Below are 310 nucleotides of genomic sequence, written 5' to 3' on the forward strand. Positions count from 1 at the left end.
GTCCTCACCGAGAAGCAGCCAGGATCCGTCGACCCGGGCCGCGCCGGGATCGGCGACCGGCTTCCCGGTGACGCGGTATCGCCAGCCGTCGATGAGCGACCGTACCTGGCCGCGCGCCCGCCAGGTCGACAGCGCGGGCAGCACGGTGGCGGAGGCATCGGTATCGACACCCAACTCCGCTGCGAACGCCGGGAGATCGCCCCTCTCGACTACGTTCCAGAAGCCCGCCTCCGCAGGTTCCTCCGAACGGCCGGGCGATGCTGCTTGCAGACAGTACCGCTGGTGCTGGTAGGCGTAGGTCGGAAGCTCG

General features: G+C 70.0%; 1 protein-coding gene. It reads right to left on the bottom strand.

Annotated elements, in window-relative coordinates:
- Positions 1-310, bottom strand: a 310-nt coding sequence (locus tag PUR56_RS01975) for a hypothetical protein (protein ID WP_329947584.1), incomplete at both ends; no start/stop codon positions are given.

The organism is Streptomyces sp. BE303 (assembly GCF_036290945.1).
Taxonomy (GTDB): domain Bacteria; phylum Actinomycetota; class Actinomycetes; order Streptomycetales; family Streptomycetaceae; genus Kitasatospora.